General features: G+C 41.5%; 17 protein-coding genes and 1 other annotated feature. Of the genes, 12 read left to right on the forward strand and 5 right to left on the reverse strand.

Features of this window, described 5'->3' with window-relative positions; translation table 11 throughout:
• Window positions 1-10 precede the first annotated feature (10 nt).
• Window positions 11-709 (reverse strand): hypothetical protein, encoded by a 699-nt coding sequence (locus tag MHI60_RS12665; protein WP_144485008.1) that lies wholly within the window; start codon window positions 707-709, stop codon window positions 11-13.
• An 87-nt stretch (window positions 710-796) separates the two neighbouring features.
• The gene (locus tag MHI60_RS12670; RefSeq protein WP_048239145.1) at window positions 797-1,600 is read right to left on the reverse strand and encodes an STAS domain-containing protein; all 804 of its coding nucleotides are present in this window, start codon (window positions 1,598-1,600) and stop codon (window positions 797-799) included.
• A gap of 425 nt (window positions 1,601-2,025) precedes the next feature.
• Here MHI60_RS12670 and MHI60_RS12675 point away from each other — a divergent pair, with 425 nt between their 5' ends.
• The 6 genes from MHI60_RS12675 to MHI60_RS12700 all read left to right on the forward strand — a co-directional run bounded on the left by MHI60_RS12675 (window position 2,026) and on the right by MHI60_RS12700 (window position 9,628).
• The gene (locus MHI60_RS12675) at window positions 2,026-2,355 is read left to right on the forward strand and encodes a DUF4257 domain-containing protein (RefSeq protein WP_008343006.1); all 330 of its coding nucleotides are present in this window, start codon (window positions 2,026-2,028) and stop codon (window positions 2,353-2,355) included.
• A gap of 102 nt (window positions 2,356-2,457) precedes the next feature.
• Window positions 2,458-2,679: a binding site (T-box leader), on the forward strand.
• Window positions 2,680-2,776: 97 nt separating this feature from the next.
• A complete protein-coding gene (leuS, locus tag MHI60_RS12680) occupies window positions 2,777-5,191 on the forward strand; it encodes a leucine--tRNA ligase (RefSeq protein ID WP_142945692.1) in 2,415 nt (804 codons plus the stop codon).
• A gap of 130 nt (window positions 5,192-5,321) precedes the next feature.
• Window positions 5,322-6,224 carry a dienelactone hydrolase family protein gene (locus MHI60_RS12685; protein WP_144485007.1) on the forward strand — a complete coding sequence of 301 codons (903 nt, stop codon included), beginning with the start codon at window positions 5,322-5,324 and terminating at the stop codon, window positions 6,222-6,224.
• 46 nt (window positions 6,225-6,270) lie between these two features.
• Window positions 6,271-7,023, forward strand: coding sequence for an NAD(P)-dependent oxidoreductase (locus tag MHI60_RS12690; protein ID WP_144485005.1), 753 nt, complete (start codon window positions 6,271-6,273; stop codon window positions 7,021-7,023).
• A 219-nt stretch (window positions 7,024-7,242) separates the two neighbouring features.
• Window positions 7,243-8,103, forward strand: coding sequence for a carbohydrate ABC transporter permease (locus MHI60_RS12695; protein ID WP_087976618.1), 861 nt, complete (start codon window positions 7,243-7,245; stop codon window positions 8,101-8,103).
• A gap of 25 nt (window positions 8,104-8,128) precedes the next feature.
• Window positions 8,129-9,628 carry an extracellular solute-binding protein gene (locus MHI60_RS12700; RefSeq protein WP_095409335.1) on the forward strand — a complete coding sequence of 500 codons (1,500 nt, stop codon included), beginning with the start codon at window positions 8,129-8,131 and terminating at the stop codon, window positions 9,626-9,628.
• 45 nt (window positions 9,629-9,673) lie between these two features.
• On the opposite strand, the gene MHI60_RS12705 is transcribed toward MHI60_RS12700, so the two are convergent.
• Together MHI60_RS12705 and MHI60_RS12710 are read right to left on the reverse strand one after the other, a co-directional pair.
• Window positions 9,674-10,516 carry an aldo/keto reductase gene (locus MHI60_RS12705; protein ID WP_186437310.1) on the reverse strand — a complete coding sequence of 281 codons (843 nt, stop codon included), beginning with the start codon at window positions 10,514-10,516 and terminating at the stop codon, window positions 9,674-9,676.
• Between the two features lie 10 nt (window positions 10,517-10,526).
• Window positions 10,527-11,714: an MFS transporter gene (locus tag MHI60_RS12710; protein WP_205184217.1), complete on the reverse strand. Its 1,188-nt coding sequence runs from the start codon at window positions 11,712-11,714 to the stop codon at window positions 10,527-10,529.
• A 155-nt stretch (window positions 11,715-11,869) separates the two neighbouring features.
• Here MHI60_RS12710 and MHI60_RS12715 point away from each other — a divergent pair, with 155 nt between their 5' ends.
• On the forward strand, window positions 11,870-12,241 hold the full coding sequence (locus MHI60_RS12715) for a winged helix-turn-helix transcriptional regulator (RefSeq protein WP_003217763.1): 372 nt from the start codon (window positions 11,870-11,872) through the stop codon (window positions 12,239-12,241).
• Window positions 12,242-12,279: 38 nt separating this feature from the next.
• On the opposite strand, the gene MHI60_RS12720 is transcribed toward MHI60_RS12715, so the two are convergent.
• Complete coding sequence (locus tag MHI60_RS12720) at window positions 12,280-14,580, reverse strand: helix-turn-helix domain-containing protein (RefSeq protein WP_144485001.1); 2,301 nt, start codon at window positions 14,578-14,580, stop codon at window positions 12,280-12,282.
• Window positions 14,581-14,811: 231 nt separating this feature from the next.
• Here MHI60_RS12720 and MHI60_RS12725 point away from each other — a divergent pair, with 231 nt between their 5' ends.
• Genes MHI60_RS12725 through MHI60_RS12745 form a run of 5 tightly spaced genes read left to right on the forward strand, consistent with a single transcriptional unit; the run spans window position 14,812 to window position 19,444 of the window.
• A complete protein-coding gene (locus MHI60_RS12725) occupies window positions 14,812-15,777 on the forward strand; it encodes a sugar ABC transporter permease (protein WP_095409331.1) in 966 nt (321 codons plus the stop codon).
• Window positions 15,778-15,795: 18 nt separating this feature from the next.
• Window positions 15,796-16,908 carry a glycoside hydrolase family 105 protein gene (locus MHI60_RS12730; RefSeq protein ID WP_144484999.1) on the forward strand — a complete coding sequence of 371 codons (1,113 nt, stop codon included), beginning with the start codon at window positions 15,796-15,798 and terminating at the stop codon, window positions 16,906-16,908.
• Window positions 16,905-17,429, forward strand: coding sequence for a lipoprotein YteS (locus MHI60_RS12735; RefSeq protein WP_095409329.1), 525 nt, complete (start codon window positions 16,905-16,907; stop codon window positions 17,427-17,429). Before MHI60_RS12730 ends, MHI60_RS12735 begins: the two co-directional genes overlap by 4 nt.
• Before the next feature lie 17 nt (window positions 17,430-17,446).
• On the forward strand, window positions 17,447-18,736 hold the full coding sequence (locus MHI60_RS12740) for a Gfo/Idh/MocA family oxidoreductase (protein ID WP_095409328.1): 1,290 nt from the start codon (window positions 17,447-17,449) through the stop codon (window positions 18,734-18,736).
• A gap of 24 nt (window positions 18,737-18,760) precedes the next feature.
• Window positions 18,761-19,444, forward strand: coding sequence for a YesL family protein (locus MHI60_RS12745; RefSeq protein WP_144471436.1), 684 nt, complete (start codon window positions 18,761-18,763; stop codon window positions 19,442-19,444).
• The last annotated feature ends 32 nt before the right edge of the window (window positions 19,445-19,476 follow it).

Below are 19,476 nucleotides of genomic sequence, written 5' to 3' on the forward strand. Positions count from 1 at the left end.
ATAAACATCGCTATTGCTTAGGTGCCCTGTATCCGGCACGCTCTGCCTCTTCTACAGAGCAGAACATTTTGGTTACATGTTTTGTTCTAGAGTAGTATCTGCTGCTCGGTGTGTGATAAATGCCGTTGACACTCCCTTTAATGTTACAGGCAGCTGATTCTTTTTTTGTTTCCTTTTGAGATTCATGACCGCCTGTGCTTTTTCCTTCATCTTTAGGAGCAGAGCGCTGGACGGTGGAAGACTTCGTATCACTGCTATTATTCTTGTTTTCTTGTTTGAGTGTTTCATTGCTGGAGGTGAGCTTGTCTATTTTCTCTTCAAGCGATTGAATGGTCTTTTCTTGCTGTTTGACCGTATCTTTTTCTGAGGTGATGGTTTCTAGCTTTTTTTCCAGCTTTTCTTTTTCCTTCTCCGCGTCTTCTAAAGAGGAGGTAAGCGACTCTTTATCAGCTTTTAAGCTCGAAATGTCAGCTGAGAGCTCCTTTTGATCCTTTAAAAGCTGTTCGGAAGATGGATCGGCTTGTGCCTTTGGCGCATTTGCACTAGCAAACGGTAATGACATAATGGAAAAGACAAGGCCAATGATCAAAAAAGGATAAAATAGTTTCTTTGAAAAAATCAGCTCGTTCTTGCGTTTGAGTAAGAAGAAATTGACGGCATATCCGATGGCAAAACAAACACATAAAAGCCCTATGATGAGTAACATCATATCTAGCAGCCCCCCCTAAATCGCTATTTAACCCTATCATACCTCATTTTTCCATTTTGGGGACCGGTTCAAATAAAAAAACCCTGTTTACACAGGGTTTTCAGCTAATGGTAATCCTTTTATGGCTTCTTTTACTGTCAAATAAGTGATCGTATTCTGGAAATCTGTATCCAGGTCTTTCATTTTCATCGCAAGCTGCGGCTTAATCCCAGTGATGATCAGTTCGGTTCCAGTTAAATTGAGGAGATGATGCAGTTTGAAAATACGTGCTGCAACGGAATCATCGACATCGATTAAACCAGAAAGGTCGACAATTAAATAATCATCCTTTGAATCATCTAATATACAAGTTAACTTAGCGACAATGGCATCAAAGCGTTCTTCAGATAATTTTCCGATAAGCGGAAGGGCAGATACACCATTTTTGATTGGGACGATTGGCGTCGAAAGAGAGGTGACTTCCTGTAAGGAATCTTCTAGGAGCTGTTCATATTCTTTCTGTTTCGTAATATCCTTTTGAAAACCAATGAAAAACGTTTTGTCATCTTGTTCAATGTATAGAGGATCTATATTGAGTTCATTCCAAAAAAAAGTGCCGTCTTTTTTATAATTTTTTAGCTGTGTGGTAATAGGTGTTTTGTTCTGAATTCCATGACGAATTAAAGCAAGCTGCTTTTGATCTGTGTCTTTTCCTTGAAGGAATCGACAATTACGCCCAAGAATCTCATCTGGTTTGTATCCAGTCATTTGTGTAAAACCATGATTCACATAAACGATAGGGTTATCCTCTAAGGAAGGGTCTGTAATGACAACACCGATCCGCGCATGATCCAGCGCTTTTTTGATGAGTTCAAGCTGTTTTTGCAAGCCGAAGATGTTCGAGCTGACCATATTACCCTCCTTTACTGCTACGATAAGACATATCAAATGGTTATCTTTTCAACCAAATGAATCCTTATAAACGTAACATAACATATGTTCTGTTTCAACGATTGCAAACGCTTTGTTAAATTTGTCATCATAGTTTGTCCTCCATTAGAATAGAGTAAGTAAGGAGACTTTTCATTAGAAAAAGAAGGAATCAATTGCTCATAATTCATAAAATGACAAAAATAGTTAATATGGATTAGGTAAAAATGATTCCAATGCATCAAGATTGTTCTTGGGTCATTCACATATAATGGAAGAAACAAGCTTTTTTTCTTCGTTAGAGAGAATAGACCTTTTACATGGATTATGACGGAACAGCAGAATGGCATTACAGGGGGCTGGACAGCCTGAAGTCGCTTTACTATTCTAAGGGCTTTAGGAAGGTGATGAAAATGCTGCAACAAGTCATTATTGCTTGCGCCATTGGAGGGGTCATGGGCATTCTCGGTCACGTAAAGAAAAAAGGCAGGCTAGAGAAGCCCAGAATGACAAAAAAGTTTATTTATCTAGGGTTTATTGAAGATTGGCTCGTTGGGATGATTGCCGCTACACTGCTTGTCTTATCCTCAAATCCCGAATCTAGTCTGCACTTGATCATCTTATCCATTATTTCAGGTTACGGAGGAGAAGCAGTTCTGCGAAGCTTCGATTTTGTGAGAGAAGAACGTTCACAGGATGCAGGCTCCAACCGTCATAACCGATCTCCACACGAATAATATCCTCACTTTACCCTAGTCTAGGGTACATTCCCATTGTATACAAACCTGCTTGCACTTATGATCATAATTCTATAAAATACTACTTAGATGACGGTTACGATAAGAACAGTGAAGAGGAGTAGTAGGAAAGCAGTATTTGTCTTTAGAGAATTGACGGCTGGTGAAAGTCAATCAAATCTGCTTCTGAACTCGCCTCAGAGTTGCAGTTGCGTTAAAGCTTCTGTCGCATGTCTGCGTTAAAGATATTAAGTGAGCGTACGAACAGCATGTTACGCTAACAAGGGTGGTACCGCGGGAACCAAAAAATCTCTCGTCCCTTTCCAGGGATGAGGGTTTTTTGTTGATTTTAGAAAAATCTGAATTCTTGCAGTGGTCATCTAAGCAGATAAAGCCGTACATATTAAAGGAGGTTTTCACATTGAGTTTTCAGCATCGGGAAATTGAAAAGAAGTGGCAGGATTATTGGCTGACACATAAAACATTCGCCACATCTGACTCGGAAGATAAACCGAAGTTTTATGCACTTGATATGTTTCCATATCCATCAGGAGCAGGGCTTCATGTCGGGCACCCTGAGGGCTATACAGCAACGGATATTTTATCACGCATGAAACGCATGCAGGGATATGATGTTCTTCATCCAATGGGATGGGACGCATTTGGTCTCCCAGCAGAACAGTATGCACTTGATACAGGAAATGATCCGGCGGCCTTTACAGAAGAGAACATCAATAACTTCCGCCGCCAAATTCAATCACTAGGGTTCTCGTATGATTGGGATCGAGAAATTAACACGACAGATCCGAATTACTACAAATGGACACAATGGATTTTCTTAAAATTGTATGAAAAAGGATTGGCCTATATCGATGAAGTACCAGTGAACTGGTGCCCAGCGCTTGGCACAGTGCTTGCAAATGAAGAAGTCATTGATGGAAAAAGTGAACGCGGAGGGCATCCTGTTGAAAGACGTCCTATGAAGCAATGGATGCTAAAGATTACGGCATATGCGGACAGGCTGTTAGAAGATTTAGAGGACATTGATTGGCCTGAAAGCATCAAAGATATGCAGCGCAACTGGATCGGACGCTCTGAAGGTGCGCACGTTCATTTTGAAGTAGAAGGTCATGACGAGCAGTTTACGGTTTTTACAACGCGTCCTGATACACTATTTGGCGCAACATATGCGGTGCTTGCACCAGAACATGCACTTGTTGAAAAAATTACATCAGATGCTCAAAAAGAAGCTGTTGAAGCGTATATCAAAGAGATTCAATCAAAGAGCGATCTAGAGCGGACAGATCTTGCTAAAACGAAGACGGGTATTTTCACAGGAGCGTATGCCATCAATCCTTTAAATGGTGAAAAGATGCCGATCTGGATTGCCGATTACGTGCTGGCGACTTATGGAACTGGAGCTATTATGGCGGTTCCTGCTCATGATGAACGCGATTATGAATTCGCTAAAACTTTTGACCTTCCAATCAAAGAAGTTGTAGAAGGCGGAGACATCGAAAAAGAAGCCTACACAGGTGATGGAAAGCACATTAACTCTGATTTCCTAAATGGCTTAGGAAAAGAAGAAGCGATTGAAAAAGCGATTGCATGGCTTGAAGAACATCAAAAAGGTGAAAAGAAAGTCACATATCGTTTAAGAGACTGGCTGTTCAGCCGTCAGCGCTACTGGGGTGAGCCGATTCCAATCATTCATTGGGAGGACGGAACATCTTCAGCTGTTTCAGAAGAAGAGCTTCCACTGATCTTGCCTAAGACGACTGAGATTAAGCCAAGTGGAACAGGTGAATCACCATTAGCCAATATTAAAGACTGGGTTGAGGTTGTAGATCCTGTAACAGGTAAGAAAGGCCGCCGCGAAACGAATACAATGCCGCAATGGGCAGGCAGCTGCTGGTATTTCTTACGTTATATTGATCCTCATAACTCAGAAGAGCTTGCATCTCCTGAGAAGCTAAAGAAATGGCTTCCAGTTGATGTGTATATCGGCGGAGCAGAACATGCTGTACTGCATCTTTTATATGCACGCTTCTGGCATAAGTTCCTTTATGATATCGGTGTTGTTCCAACAAAAGAACCTTTCATGAAATTGTTCAACCAAGGCATGATTCTTGGGGAAAATAATGAAAAAATGAGTAAGTCAAAAGGAAATGTTGTCAACCCAGATGATATCGTAGAATCTCATGGTGCGGATACATTACGACTTTATGAAATGTTCATGGGACCTTTAGATGCGTCAATTGCTTGGTCTGAAACAGGACTTGATGGCGCTCGTCGTTTCCTTGATCGTGTATGGCGACTATTTACAAATGAAGATGGCTCACTCAGCGATAAAGTGACAGAGCAATCTGGCGGCGCATTAGAACGCAGCTATCATGAAACAGTCATGAAGGTAACGGATCATTATGAAGGCTTGCGTTTCAATACAGGCATTTCACAATTAATGGTGTTTATCAACGACGCCTATAAGGCTGATACACTGCCGAAAGAATATGCAGAAGGCTTTGTGAAGCTTCTTTCTCCAATTGCACCGCATTTAGCAGAAGAGCTTTGGAATAAACTCGGTCATGAAGGGTCCATTTCTTATGAAGCATGGCCACAATATGATGAGTCAAAGCTTGTCGACGATGAAGTAGAAATTGTCGTACAGCTTAACGGTAAAGTGAAAGCAAAATTAACCGTTCCTGCTGATGCAACAAGGGAGCAGTTAGAAGAGCTCGCGAAAAATGATGCACGCGTAAAAGAACAGCTTGAAGGGAAGACCATTCGTAAAGTAATTGCGGTTCCTGGGAAGCTTGTCAATATTGTTGCGAACTAATGATCACACCCATCGGTATGAACCGGTGGGTGTTCTTTATTTCCCGGGACATAATTTTGTCGAAAACAAGGTGATTCCTGCATCGGTCTCGTATTTTAACAGGTGATCAAGAAAATGAGGAGTGACGTCAATGGAAAAGAAAAGCAAACGTGAACAACTGCTCAGTCTGTTAGGAGAAATGCCAGAACGTCATCGCGTGGAGGCTTATACGTTAAAAATGGAGGAACGTGAATCATATGTAGTGGAAACACTGATTCTCTCCATGAATGGTGTAGAGGAAGTCCCTGCTTATTTTGTGAAACCGAAGGATACAGTGAAAAAAAGACCCGTAGTACTGTTCCAGCACTCTCATGGCGGGAATTATGTGAATGGGAAGGAAGAGCTGTTAAAAGGTGCTCATTATTTGCAAACGCCTTCATATGCAAAAGAGTTTACGTCTAAAGGATATAGTGTACTCGCCATTGATCATGCAGGGTTTGGTGAGAGAAGAGGAAGAACAGAAAGTGAAATTTTTAAGGAAATGCTTTTAACAGGAAAAGTGATGTGGGGCATGATGCTGTATGAAAGCATGTGTGCAATCGATTATTTGCTGTCTCGATCTGATGTGCTGGCGGACCGGTTAGCTGTCTTTGGAATGTCGATGGGCGGTCTCCTTTCCTGGTGGACGGCTGCGCTTGATGAGAGGGTCAGTGTGTGTATTGATCTTTGCGCACAGGTGGATCATCATACATTAATTGAAACGAACAATTTGGACAGACATGGCTTTTATTACTATGTACCGAGCTTAGCGAAGCATTTTACAGCAGCGGACATTCAAGAAATGATTTTTCCAAGACCGCATTTAAGCTTAGTTGGAAAACTTGATCAGCTCACGCCTGCTGAAGGCGTTGGAAGGATTCAAAAGGTATTGAGTCAAACCTATGACGCTGCTTCATTGAAAGAACGATATCAGCTTGCCCGTCTTCATGCAGGTCATTTTGAAACAGCCGCTATGCGTCACGAGGCGACACGATTTTTGAAAAAGTGGCTGTAATCAAGAAACGCTTGGACATACTACGTCAGAAGAAAGGAGGAGACAGATGAAAAAAATCACCATCATTGGCGGATGCGGTGTGATTGGCCGTCTTTTAACAAAAGCACTCTCTGCTGAGTACAGCGTCACGATCATTGATCAAACGAGCTGTGTAGAAGAAGTCATTTTAGCCGATGCAGCGAATGAACAGAATGTATATGAGGCGATTCCGCGGGATACAGATGTCATCTTGCATCTTCTAAACATGGACATGACGCATGATGTGATGGATCATGAAGAATTTGCAAAAATGACTGATATTTTTTGGAGGAGTACCTATTATATGTTTCGTTCAGCCGCGCGGCTTGGCATACGAAAAGTCATTTTTGCAAGCAGCAACCATGTGACGGATCGTTATGAAGAGGATGGACGTTCCTTACTTGGACGGCAGATTACAATTGACGATGTGCCTGCGACTAAAAATGTCTATGGCATTTTAAAATTTGCTTCCGAACAGCTAGGGCATTTGTTCCACGATCAAACGGGTATGTCTGTTATCAATTTAAGGATTGGAACAGTTGTAACAGATGAGATGAAAACATTACACAAAAAACAAAGAACAAAAAGAACACTACTGTCACATGAGGATCTTACAGGTATGATAAAGGCAGCGATTGAATCGGATATTCCCTTTGGGACCTATTATGCTGTATCAGAGAATGAAGAAAAGCCGTGGTCTACTGAGAAAACGAAACAGGAGTTAGGCTACAAACCAGATGTCAATACGACGGAAATCCTCGGAGAAAATGATCAGGCATAGGGCATAATCATGTCATGAGCTAATGATCTTATTCTTTTGTTTCATGAGCATAAAAGCACGGCTGACATGATCTATCCAGTTGGTCTGTCAAGATGATTATAGACGCTTTCTTCCCCTGTTTGTTACATTTTAATCACGATATCGTCACAGGCTGCAGCTTAGTTACAGACGAAATGATAACGCTTACAAAGGAAGGGTGTGATGAACATAGATCGTTCTATTAAAGGCCGATTGTTCAATTTATTTAATTACTCTTTTCTACTCATGTTCGCATTAATATGTGTGCTTCCGTTCATCCATGTCATTGCCGCCTCTTTTGCAACAGTAGAAGAGGTCATCACGAAGAAATTTATCTTGTTCCCGACGACGTTTTCTCTAGAGGCATATCGATACATTTTCTCTACAGATATTGTGTATCGCAGCCTCATTGTGTCCATTCTTGTGACGCTCGTTGGAACAGCTGTCAGCATGTTTTTGTCCTCGCTTATGGCATACGGGCTGTCTCGTCAGGAGCTAAAAGGCCGGAGAACACTAATGTTTCTCGTTGTTTTCACGATGCTGTTTAGCGGAGGTATGATTCCGACGTTTATTGTGGTGAAAACACTTGGTCTGCTTGATACGTATTGGTCACTTATTCTACCGGTTGCAATCAATGCGTTCAACTTAATCATTTTGAAGAACTTCTTTCAAAACATACCGGCAAGCCTTGAGGAATCAGCGAAGATGGACGGCTGTAACGATTTAGGGATTTTCTTTAAAATTGTGCTCCCACTTTCTTTGCCAGCCATTGCAACCATTTCACTCTTTTATGCCGTGACGTATTGGAATACGTATATGACTGCCATTCTGTATTTAAATGATTCAGTGAAGTGGCCGATTCAGGTGCTGCTGAGACAGATTGTCATTGTCTCAAGCGGAATGCAGGGAGATATGTCGGATATGGGCTCATCGACACCACCGCCAGACCAGACGATTAAAATGGCTGTCATTGTTGTGGCAACCATTCCGGTTCTGCTTGTCTATCCATTTATTCAAAAGCATTTCAATAAAGGGGCATTACTAGGTTCTGTAAAGGGTTAAAAAGATGGAACAACGGAGGGATCTTATGGGGAGAAAGAAATTATGGCTGATTGCGTTTGTCCTGTTATTTGCAGCAAGCGGTATTCTGTCAGCATGTTCAAGTAAAGGGGCAAACTCATCAGATGAGAAGGTTGATCTAGACAAAAAGGTAAAGCTGACATGGATGGCGATTTTATATCATCAGCAGCCGCCGAAGGATTCCGTTTTAAAAGAGATTGAGAAGCTCACAAATACAGAGCTTGATATTACATGGGTGCCTGATGCTGTGAAGGAAGACCGTTTAAATTCCGCACTTGCAGCAGGGAATTTGCCGCAAATTGTGACGATTCAAGACATTAAAAATTCGTCTGCGATTAATGCGTTCAGATCAGGTATGTTCTGGGAAGTCGGTCCGTATTTAAAGGATTATCCAAATTTAAGTAAGATGAACGAACTGATTAATAAAAACGCTTCTATAGACGGTAAGCTTTATGGGATCTATAGAGAAAGACCACTTTCAAGACAAGGGATTGTCATTCGAAAGGATTGGCTTGAAAATTTAAATTTGGATACACCAAAAACATTGGATGATTTGTATGAAGTAGCCAAAGCCTTTACTGAAAAAGACCCGAATCAAAACGGAAAAGCCGATACAATTGGTTTTACGGATCGTAACGATTTAATTTATGGTGCATTTAAGACACTTGGTTCATATGAAGGAATGCCAACAGACTGGAAAGAAGAAAACGGGAAATTCACGCCGGACTTTATGACAAATGAGTACATGAATACAATGAAATACATGAAAAAGCTGCGTGACAATGGCTATATCAATAAAGACTTCCCAGTGACAAGCAAAACACAGCAGCAGGAATTATTCTCACAAGGAAAAGCAGGCATCTATGTTGGAAATATGGTAGATGCCGTGAACCTGAGAGATGATGCGACAGATAAAAACATGAAAGTAGATATTATCAACCGAATCAAAGGCCCAGATGGCAAAGAACGTGTGTGGGCATCTGGTGGTCATAATGGCATCTTCGCATTCCCTAAAACAAGTGTGAAATCAGAGGCGGAATTAAAGCGAATTTTGGCCTTCTTTGATCGCATTGCCGAAGAAGATGTATATGGTCTCATGACGTACGGTATAGATGGCCAGCATTATAAGAAAGAAGAAGGGAATACATTTGTCAGAGAAGAAAGCCAAGTGAAAGGCTGGCAGACAGATGTACAGCCACTTGTCAGTCTTGTGGGCATTGATAAACGTTACTTGAAAAATAAAGGGGATGCAGTTCGTTCTAAATATGAAGAGCTGGAAGAAGACAATCAAAACATCATCGTTGCCAATCCTGCTGAAAGCCTGTATTCAGAAACAGCATCAGAGCGTGGAAACGAACTGAAGAAAATCATCGATGATGCGACGTATAAGTTCATTCTTGGAGACATCAGTGAAGATCAATTTAAGAAAGATGTAGAGAAGTGGAAATCAAATGGTGGGAATAAAATCATAGAAGAATATGAAGCTTCCTTTAAAAAATCAAAATGATCAATAGGAACACCCCCGCAAAGCAAAAAAGCGGGGGTGTTTTCATTAAAAGTCGAAGTTGTCTGGATCTGGACCGATACGTTTGTTTTCATTTAAGTCAGAAAGACGTTTCATATCTTCATCAGATAAGACAAAATCAAATATATCAGCGTTTTCCTTTAAACGATGTGCTTTCGTTGATTTTGGGATGGTGATGACACCTTTTTGTACATCCCAGCGCAAAATAATTTGAGCAGGTGTTTTATCATATGTGTCTGCAAGCTCTGTGATCAGCGGGTGATGCAGCAGTTCACCCTGCATCAGCGGTGACCAAGCTTCCATTTGAATGCCGTGAGAGTTTAAATACGTAGAGAGTGTTTCCTGCGTAAGCTTTGGGTGAAACTCCACTTGATTGATCGCTGGTTTGATGTCTGCATCTTTTAATAGCTCGTCTAGGTGATGCGGCTGGAAGTTGCTCACTCCGATGGCTCTGACCTTTCCTTCACGATACAAGGTTTCCAGTGCACGCCAAGCTTCTTTGTATTTTCCTTCAACCGGCCAATGGATTAAATACAGATCAAGGTAGTCAAGCTGAAGCTTTTTTAAGCTTTCTTCGTATGCATTTAGAGTAGATTCATATCCTAAATCAGCATTCCACACTTTTGATGTGACAAAGATATCCTCGCGGCGCAGTCCTGTTTCTGCTAAACCAAGCTGTATGCCTCGTCCAACACCTTCTTCATTTCCATAAATAGCTGCTGTATCAATACTGCGATAGCCTAATTGAATGGCTGTTTTGACAGCATCAACTAATTCAGCTCCATCTTCCACCTTGAATACACCAAGGCCAAAGCCTGGCATGCGGACCCCATTGTTTAATGTTTTTGTACTTTGTAAATGTTCCATCATAAAAACTCCTTTAAATGGTTTGTATTTGTTCTTTTTGTTCCATTTGATAACTGATCATCGTAAGAATGGCTGCGATTAGGACCATGATGCCGCCGACCCAGCCTGTATGCACAAGACCAAGTGTATCTGTCACGATGCCGCCTAAAAATGAGCCAATGGCAATACCGGCATTAAAGGCAGCGATATTCATAGCAGATGCGACGTCGACCGCTCCAGGTGTGTATCTTTCTGCAAAATCAACGACGGCTACTTGCAGCCCAGGCACATTCATGAAAGCAAACAGCCCCATCAGCATGACGGTTCCAATGCCTAACACTGTGAATCCTGCAGTGAAGCTAAGGATAAACAAGATGATGCTTTGGATGATAAACATATAGATCAGTGCTTTTATGGGCTGTTCATTAGCAGCTTTTCCGCCAATGACATTTCCGGCTGCGATCGTGATTCCGTATAAAAGAAGAATCAAGGCCACAGCCCCAGGCGCAAGACCTGTCACATGCTGCAAGAGAGGAGATAAATACGTGAAGACGACAAAGGTTCCTCCATACCCTGTGGCTGTAATGACAAATAAAAGCAAGATTCTTTTTGTTTTTAATAGGACAGCTTGATCTTTAAAAGATGTTTTCACACCTTGCTTTAATTGAGACGGAACAAGAAAATAGTTGGATATCAGTGCGATCAGGCCAATGATCACAATCACACCAAATGATGTCCGCCAGCCGAGCTCGTGACCAAGAAATGTCCCGAATGGCACACCTGTCACAGTCGCTACTGTTAAACCAGTGAACATAAAGGCAATCGCGCTTGCCCGTTTTTCTTTCACGACAAGGCTTGCAGCAATCGTAGAACCGATGGACATGAAGATTCCATGGGATAAAGCTGAAATCACCCGACCGATTAACAGTACTGAAAAAGTCGGGGCAATGGTGGCAAGTGTATTACCAATCAAAAAGACGAGCATAATGAGCAAAAGCAATGTCTTTCTTTTCATCGTGGAAGTAAGGGAAGTCAAAATAGGCGCACCAAATGTCACACCAAGTGCATATAAAGAGACAGTCCAGCCCGCCTGACTGACGCTCACTCCAAAGTCCTCTGAGATCATTGGCAAAAGACCGACACTAATGAACTCAGTTGTTCCTATAGCAAAAGCACTAATCGCTAGTGCGAGAAGAGCAAAATGGTTTTGCTTTTTCTTCATAAGTAAGTTCACATCCTTCTGTGATGACATTTTGATAGACGAAGCCGATCGGCAAGAGTTATTATCTAACATAGATGACGAAAAAAAAAGTACGTACTTTTTTGTAATATAGGTACTAAAAAGTGCCTGTTCGTACAAAGAGGAGTGAACATTCGATGGAAAAGAAAAAATATAATATCTCTGTGGAAGCAACACTTGAGGTCATTGGCGGGAAGTGGAAGTGTGTGATTTTATGTCATTTGACACATGGGAAAAAACGTACGAGTGAATTGAAGCGGCTCATGCCAAACATCACACAAAAAATGCTCACGCAGCAGCTGAGAGAGCTTGAAAGTGACGGGGTCATTAACCGGATTGTGTATGAACAGGTGCCGCCTAAAGTGGAATATGAATTAAGTGAATACGGACAGTCGCTCGAAAGAATTCTCAATGCGCTATGCGATTGGGGAGCAGCTCATATTGAACGTGTGTATGGAGAGCCGCTTTCTGTGCTGGAAGACAGCATCTTAAATGAACAGTTTAAATAAAAGAGTCCCGCTTTCTTGTGAGAGCGGGACTCTTTGTCTTACGAGCCTTTTTTCTGGTCGCGGTATTTCCCAGGAGTTGTACCTTCCAGCTTTTTAAAGGATCGGATGAAATTTTGCGGGTTTTTATATTTCAGTTTTTCCGAAATTTCCTTGACGGACATATCGGTTTCTACAAGCCAATTTTTAGCGACATGGTGTCTGTAGGAAGAGAGATATTCACTAAAGGAGATATCCATTTCCTTTCTGAAAATACTGCTTAAATAATTTGGATTGTAATGCAGGCGTGTGGCGATTTCATCCAATGTGAGATCTGAGTCGAATTCTTGATGAATGATATGGATGATTTTTTCTGAGATGTTTTTGTATTGTGAGTCTTCACGTGCAGCAAGCTTGTCAATAATTGGCCGAATGATTTCATGTTTCAGCCATGCTTCCGTATCTTCAAAGGTTTTAAATTCAAAAATCGTATCATAGAGCATTTTGTTATCTTCGACCTCAAATAATTCAATGCCCAGCAAATGCATCAGCTCGATTAAATTGTTTAAAAAACGAGCGAGGGCGATATGGTATTCGTGCGGTCCTGCATTTTTAGAGAAAATGGATTGCAGGAGTACATGCAAATAGTGATCCGCTTTGCCTTGATCGCCAGCTTTCATCGCATCAAATAAATCATGCTGCAGCTGCTTTGGAAAATGGGTTTTGAACGTCTTTCCTTGCTGAATATGCTCATATAAGATAATAGACTTTTTCTCTGCTTTGAGTCTGTATTTTAAGGCTTCTTTCCCTTCAATGTAAGCGTGTTTTGCCATTGTAAGCTCCTTAAACTGACGGCTGATTCCGATGCTGATCGATAAACCGAGCTCTTCCTCGATACGCTGCTGAATGGTTTCTGCTAATTGGTTTAAATATTCAGTAAACTCTTCATCTGACTTTGAGTGGTTGAGGATAATCGTTGTTTGATGCTGATTGACAACGGTTGGCTGAAGGTGCTCCTCTTGCGGAATAATCTGCTCGATCAGTCCATTGATCGCAAATAAAAGCAAGTCAGCATCTTTTTTTTCATAAGGTGTTCCTTTTAATGTATCGATTTGGGTCACAAGCATGGACAAATGAGACCAGCCTTGCGGAAAGCCTAAGCTTTGGAACCGGTTGTTTACTTCTTCATCTGTCAGCTTTCCAAGCAGCAGCCGTACCATAAAGTATTGCTGCAAGTGTGTCACTTGCTGCTCAATCCGTTCCTCTAAATCATTGTTTTGATCTTTCATTTGTTTAATACTTGATTCAATCAACTCAAATTCATTTTGAAAAGGCTGTTTTTGCAAAAATGATTCATTGCGTGCAAATGACTCGTATAATAAGCGGATTGGTTTATAAAAGTGTCTGGAACCAAACCATGAAAATAGTAATGAAAGCGCTAACAAAATAGTGCAGATGATAAAGGTAATCCACCCAATTGATTTCGTTTGCTGTTTAAGCTCTGGAATAGAAACAAAGGATAGGTACGTCCATTCATTATAATCTGATTTTTGAAATGTGATTTGATAGTTGAGTTCGTCGATCTTCATATCAAATTGCCCTGATCGTTTTTCAAGTGAGAGCACATGCTTGACGAAATCTTGATGTTTCATCGATTCCCCAATTTGTTCTTTGCGATTATGTAGCAGCACTTTTCCGTTTGTATCGATGACAAACATGCTATCCGATTGAGAGAAGTCAGGCATGTTATCAGCTATCACGCAGCTTGGAATGCTGGCGACAGCGATTCCCTTTTTTTGAACGCTGTTCATAGGCAGTTGTTTGATTAAATTCACATTGTACTTACAAAAGGATGCTTTTCCTTCTTTTGTCGCAACAAGTGGATTATTCTCTTCAAGTGCCCAGCTGGAGTGACTTGGTATATTGAGGTAAGAGGTCAGCGCTTTTTCTTGGTCTTCGCTTGTGACATGATAAAGCCCCAAATTGTTCATGTACCAGTCTTCCATTTTACTGACGAGTGTAATATTGGAAAGATCGGTGTCAAAGGTTTGCAGGTAATTCAGTTCCTGCTGTACTTGATTATAAAGCTGGAATTGGTCTGGATTTAAAGGTTCTGCCAGTGTTTGAAGGAGAGGCGGCGAACTGACATAGTGAGTGAGAGAATGATCAACAGTTTTTAAAATATGCTCAATATTGGATTGCGTTTGTTTGACGCTGTCGAGTTTTTCATTTGAGATATTTTCAAGCGCTGTTTTTTGCGAATGCTGATAAGAAAAAATGCCAACAATGATAACAGGAATCGTACTAAGTATGAAAAAAAACGTCACTAGCTTGTAATAAAATTTATACTGCCTTCTTTTCATAAAACCCCCCATTTCAAACGAAACAATCTTTTCCCCTTAATTTATTAATCCAAAAATCTGGTAGGTTTGTCAATAATCATTTTCTGAGATTAGGATCATTTTCTTATGTTTTATGTAACGTTTTGAGTAGCACCACCTATGAAAATATGATCTGTTGATATGATTGTAGACGGATTTTTCATCCTTAAGATACAGTTAACTCATGCATTAGCACGAGGGGAGGCTTTATCAATGAAAACAGAGGATGTGACTGCCAAGGGTGTGCCTGCGGCAGATTTGAAAAGTGAAAAAAGAAAGCGCTTACTTAATCAATTGCTAAGTCAAAAGTTTTTGTATTTAATGATTTTGCCGGGGCTCATTTATTTTATTGTTTTTAAATATGTGCCAATGTGGGGGCTCATCATTGCCTTTCAAGATTACCAGCCGTTTCTCGGCATTCTTGGCAGTGAGTGGGTTGGCTTCAAACACTTTATTCGATTGTTTACAGAACCAACATTTTTCATCTTATTAAAAAATACGCTGATTTTATTTGCCATGAATGTCGTGATTTTCTTTCCAATTCCGATCTTATTAGCCCTTCTTTTAAACGAAGTGAGATTGGCCTTGTTTAAGAAATTTGTACAGACGATGATTTATATCCCTCACTTCATGTCATGGGTGATTGTCGTGTCCTTATCTTTTGTTTTGTTAACAGTAGATGGCGGTTTAATTAATGAATTGATTGCTTTCTTTGGAGGAGAAAAGATTAACTTCCTTCTAAGTCAGGAATGGTTTAGACCGATGTACATTTTACAAGTGATTTGGCGGGAAGCAGGGTGGTCGACGATCATTTACCTTGCGGCGATTACAGCGGTAGATCCGCAGCTATATGAAGCAGCAAAAATGGATGGGGCCGGGAGACTGAGACAAATGTGGCACATCACACTTCCTGCCATTAAAAGTGTCATTGTGGTTCTGCTTATTTTAAAAATCGGTGATACGCTTGAGCTTGGCTTTGAGCATGTCTATCTATTACTGAACGCAACGAATCGGGAAGTAGCGGAGATTTTTGATACGTACGTCTATACAGCAGGTCTTAAGCAGGGACAATTCAGCTATAGTACCGCTGTTGGTTTATTTAAAGCAGCCGTTGGGCTTATTTTGGTCATGATGGCAAACCGTTTAGCGAAGAAATTCGGGGAAGAAGGTATTTATTAAAAAGGGAGATGAGGAAAAATGACATTATCGATTGAAAAGGGATCACCGCTTGAGCATGCAGAGAAATTAGCACAAACCATTATGAAAGCGTATATACCGATTGAGCTGCCGCCAGCTGGAAGGTGGCATTATCATCAAGGCGTTTTCCTTTGCGGTGTCATGAAGCTATATGAGGCAACGGGGAACGAGGCGTATTTCGATTATGTGAAAAACTATGCGGACTCCCTCATTGATGAGTACGGAAATCTGTTATTTCGCAGGGATGAGCTTGATGCCATTCAAGCAGGACTCATTTTATTCCCTCTTTACGAACGAACGAGAGAGAAGCGGTATGTGCTGGCAGCCGAGAAGCTGCGCGGACTTTATCGTACGCTAAATCGCACATCTGAGGGCGGATTTTGGCATAAAGACAATTATGCTTATCAAATGTGGCTCGATGGTCTCTACATGGGCGGTCCTTTTGCCTTAAAGTATGCTCAGCTTAAAGGTGAAGAGTCACTAGTGGATATGGTCATCCATCAAGAGCATCTCATGAGAAAGCATACGAAAGATGAACATACAGGTCTGTATTATCACGCGTGGGATGAACGAAAAACGATGCCATGGGCTGATCAAAAGACCGGCTGTTCTCCCGAGTTTTGGGCAAGATCGTTTGGCTGGTATGTCCTTGCATTAGCAGATATGATCGAGGATCTGCCAGAGCAGCATGAAAGGCGGAAGGTGTGGAAGAAAACGCTGACAGACATGCTGGAAAGTGTGGCAAAGTATCAGGATCAAAAGACAGGTCTCTGGCATCAAATCATTGATAAAGGAAATCACAGTGACAATTGGCTCGAAAGCTCGGGATCGTGTTTATTCATGTATGCCATGGCAAAGGCCATGAATGAAGGGTATGTGAGCCTCCGTTATGTTGATCATGTGGTCAAAGCATATCAAGGCTTGATTCAGCATAAGACGGCTGAGAAAGAGAATGGTGATTTTACCATCAATGATATTTGTATTGGAACATCTGCGGGATTTTATGATTATTACGTTGGAAGAGAGCGGAGCACAAATGACTTGCACGGGGCAGGCGCTTTTATTATGGCGTTAACTGAGCTAGAAAAGCTGTCTGTTTTTCAAAAGGCATGAGGAGGCAAAAAAGAGCCGCCTTATGGCTCATCAGTTTCATCGCTGCTCTTTGTTTATCTGCCTGTCAGGAGAAAACAAACGGGATCGATGTTCTGATTTTTTCTGATATGTCAAAGGGAATGAAGGATCAATTAGTAGAAAAGGCTTTTCAGCCGAAACAAGAGACTTATAGCGTCCACATCTTTCCGGCGATTCCTGAAAAGCTTCTTGTTGAAATTACCTCAAAAGAGGGGGACGTGATGCTTGTCCCAGAAGAAATGTTTAGAACGTATGATGATCCTGAAAGCTTTCAGCTGCTGGAAGAGATGAAAATAAGTGATCAAGCAGCAGGACCATATACGGTCGAGGACAAAAAGACAGGGAAAACGGTCGATTATGCGGTTCAAATCAATAAAGGAACGAAAAAGCTCAACGGCTATACCTTTCAATTACACCGAGATATGGTTGCTTTCATTCCCGTGTATGCTGACAAGTCGAAAGAGGCACTGTCTCTCATGAAACAGCTTCGTGAAAACCAATAAAAAATGGGGTGGGGAATGTGAAACGGGTCGTGGTATGCGGGCTGAGTCATCGTGCATTTAATATGTTTATTAAACCGCTCACAGAGGATTTCAATGAACATTATCGGATTACTGGGCTCCTAGATATAGATCATCAGCGGTATACACTTTGTCAGGAGCGTTTTCCATCACTCCGGGGCGTTTCGTTTTTTCATGAAGATGCATTTGATCAGATGGTCAAAGAAGCAAAACCAGATATCGTCATTGTGGCAGGCAGGGATGACACACATGTCACATATATCATGCAGGCACTTGACCATGATCTTGATGTCATCACTGAAAAGCCGATGGTGACAACAGCAAAAGACGCCAAAAAAGTGATGGAAAAAGAGGCGGAAAGTAAAGGGAAGGTCACGGTCACTTTTAATTATCGCTACAACCCTTTCCATCGAAAGGTAAAAGAACTTATTTTAGACGGGAAAATTGGAAGGGTCACTTCTGTTGAACTGAGCTGGCTCATTGATACGTATCATGGTGCTAGTTATTTCAAAAGGTGGAACCGCACACGTCAATTTTCTGGCGGACTGTCCATTCATAAGTCGACGCATCATTTTGATCTGGTCAACTGGTGGATTGATCAAAAACCGAAGCAAGTATTTGCCTACGGGGCACTGAACTATTACGGCAGTGAAAGCCCTTGGAATCCCTTGCAGGGGGAGGAAAATAGATTTTGTGGAACATGTCATGTGAAGGATATATGTCATTATGAAGCAAGGTGGAACCCGCGGGTTGAGCGCTCGAAGGTGGAGGACGACCATATTGAATCCGGTCAGGAGCAAACGCAGCAGTACTCAAATTATCGCCCGGATGCCTGCATTTTTGATCAGGAAATTGATATTGAGGATACATATGTGGCGTCAGTTGCTTATGACCAAGGGGCTTTGCTCAGCTATTCGATTCAATTCTCAGCCCCATATGAAGGCTATCGTCTGGCTATTAATGGGACGAAGGGGCGTATTGAAACAAATGAGTTTCATGTACCATCAAGAATTCCTTTTCAATTCCCAGAACAAACAATTTCTTATTACCCGATGTTTGGATCAAAGGAGACGATTGAAGTCGTGAAGCAGCCAGGCGGACATGGCGGCGGAGATCCTTTGCTATTGGCTGATTTATTTATAGGAAAAGATCCCTTGATTCACTATGACATCTTAGCAGGAGCAGAGGCTGGAGCTTATTCGATTGCTCTTGGGGAAGGCATGTGGCGCTCTGTTACAGAAAAGCGCCCAATTGAAATCGATGAATTGTTTCATAAAGAGACGGTGTAAAGAGAAAGAGAGGAGGGGAAAGAGATGGATCATGATGGTTCAATGAGCAGAATGCTGAGGATGTGTGAGTGGGTGATGAGACTCGCCTATACGAATTTGTTATGGCTTTTGTTCACCATCCTGGGGCTTGGCGTATTTGGCTTGATGCCTGCGACCACTGCGTTATTTTCTGTGATGAGAAAGTGGATTCAAGGGCATGAGCAAGTCAATGTATTCCGCACTTTTTGGAAGATATACCGAGAGGAGTTTGTACGCTCTAACATCATTGGAGTGGTACTATTCATCATTGGAACGATTATTTATGTCGACCTTGCTTATATCTATCCGACGAGCTGGCTCTTACATGTGCTTCGCTTTGCTATATATATTTTCGGTTTTCTGTTTATTGTGAGCTTATTTTATATTTTTCCGCTGCTTGCTCATTACGATTGGAAAAAACGTCTCTATTTGAAATTCTCTCTTCTACTCGGTATCTCATACTTGCAGTATACACTCTCTATGCTTGTTTTCTCGGCTGTGCTGTTTGTTCTGTTTGCTTATTTACCAGGAATCGTGCCGTTTTTCAGCGTGAGCATACTCGCCTACGGTCATATGTGGCTTGCCTATCAAGTCTTTAAAAAGGTAGAGTTTGAAAGTGAGCACGAGACAGTCGAAGTGAAGAAGCGGCTGCCGTCTTTCCTTCAATCGAAGCGGGTGAATACGCAGTGAAGTGAATCATTTGCTATAATGGTGTCACCGTG

The organism is Bacillus sp. FSL K6-3200 (assembly GCF_038630485.1).
Lineage (GTDB): Bacteria > Bacillota > Bacilli > Bacillales > Bacillaceae > Bacillus > Bacillus safensis.